Annotated in this window: 3 protein-coding genes; all 3 read right to left on the reverse strand. The window is 47.6% G+C overall.

The genetic code is table 11. From position 1 onward, the window contains the following. A partial coding sequence (locus R7M72_RS24270; RefSeq protein ID WP_318056364.1) for a TIGR03899 family protein occupies window positions 1-591 on the reverse strand: 591 nt, incomplete at its 3' end. Between the two features lie 317 nt (window positions 592-908). Beyond that, window positions 909-1,403, reverse strand: coding sequence for a DUF3299 domain-containing protein (locus R7M72_RS24275; protein WP_005479671.1), 495 nt, complete (start codon window positions 1,401-1,403; stop codon window positions 909-911). Window positions 1,404-1,405: 2 nt separating this feature from the next. Further along, window positions 1,406-1,906: ABC transporter permease (locus tag R7M72_RS24280; protein ID WP_318056365.1), on the reverse strand; the 501-nt coding region annotated here is incomplete at its 5' end.

The following is a 1,906-nucleotide window of genomic DNA, read 5'->3' on the forward strand; positions in this document are numbered from 1 at the left end:
GCCCATATTCAGATTGCTGGTGGTATCTCGTTTACCAAAGTTGAATATTCCGCCATGTACTTTATAGCCTATCAATAACTTTTTACTGTTATCGCCGCCAAAACTGCACGCCAAAGAGGCTGCTCTTTGTAGTGTTTGCGCTTCTTTTGGGGACATATCCTTAAGGACTTTCAGCGCTTTCATCGACGTGGAACCTGGGTTGGTCACTTCACGCTTCATCACTTGCGCCCACAACTTCTGCATTGAACTGTTGTGGATGTCTTGGGCCATATCAAAAAATCGATACAACCAATCTTGATCGGGTTCGCCTGCGGTTTCATCGCGGCAAGCGCTGTGCGCGAGTTTTAGGATTTGCTCAAGGTTTTTTTGTCTTTGCTCTTGGCGTCGTTGGTCTCGCAGTTGTGCTCTTTCTAATGCGGATTTGGCAGGAGGGTCAGTTTGCAACAGAGCGTCAAGGCCATGAGATTGAGCGATGTTTTTAATTCTGCTCGCACTGTCTTTGATGTAACCCGTTTTCTTGTCGTGGTGACCGTTTTTCTGCGTATTAGGCTGGTGTTCAATCACTACAGGTTGTTTCGTTGGTTCTGCCATGTATTTTCCTACCAAGAGCTTGCGTTTGACGCTTGCCTCAATTTACACCTTAATCCGCGGGGCGACCAGAGAGAGCGTCTCAGATTTTGAAGGAATAGGTCTATCCAAAATGATAATGAGTTGTTAAAATTGTTATCGTTATTTTGGAGGGGTGATGAAGTTCTCGGAAGCAAGTAAACTAAAAAAGCACCTGTCGATAGCGTTTCTTTTGATTCTTTATGTGGGCGTGTTAGCGTACTTATCGCGCTACATTGTTTAACATTTAAAGATGACAAAGGCGCCGATGCGACGCCTTTGGTGTACCTTGAAATCGACGACTACATATCGTCGTAGGCTTCGATTTTTGAACCTTCAATCACATACGCTGTTTCTGCCAGTTCATGGTTAATGGTTTCGGTTTTTAACGTTCCCACCACGTAAATGACATCCCAAAGTTCCTGTACTGGTGCGCCTTTCGGAAATTTCACGTAAATGATCTGGTTTGGTGGTGGTGGTGGCACGTGGATACAGGCCCCAAAATACGGCACCAACAAAAATTCCGTCACCGTGTTGGCATCTCCCTCAAGAGGAATCACGAAGCCAGGGATTTTGACCTGACTGCCATTGAGCTCTGGTCTGACGTTACCGATTTTTGATTGCTGTGCCGCGCCACCACTATGATCAGACGCGGGCATCCCCACGCTGTCGAACAGCTTACGTTCCGCTTCAGGAACCAGATCGATCCAGTCGAGCGTTAATGGCTCATCACTCGCCATGACCGGCGTCGTAAATGCAATCGCGAGTAAGCAACTGGCTAAAACTTTTTTCCACATCGTTAGATCCTTATAGTCATTCCGTCACTGAGTGACTGTCTGTAGGCGCGGAATGCTGGAATAAAACCAATCACAATACCGGCGCATTGTACAAAGCTAAGCAGCATCCATTCGTACGCAGAAAGCGTGCTTAACGTGAGATTTATACCGTAGTGTTGTTGAATTAGGGGCTGAAGTAGGGCGAGTATCGCATACAGCCCCAAAACGCCGGTGACGATACCTGCTGCTGTGAGTAAACTCGCTTCACTAATGAGCAGAGAAAAAACGTGGCGCGGGCGTGCTCCCATAGCGCGTAAAATGGCCATTTCTCGACGTCGTTCTTGTAAGCTGGTCAGTAGGCTGCTTAACATGCCGAGTAAACCCGCGATAACCACAAAACCAGAAACCGCCATCAAGGCCTGTTCTGCGACAGACATCATGCCCCACAATTCGTGTAGCGCGACACCGGGCATAATTGCACTGAGAGGCTCTTTCGGGTAGTGGTTGATCTGCGTTTGCAACGC

The sequence above is a fragment of the Vibrio sp. YT-18 genome, assembly GCF_033337345.1.
GTDB lineage: Bacteria > Pseudomonadota > Gammaproteobacteria > Enterobacterales > Vibrionaceae > Vibrio > Vibrio alginolyticus.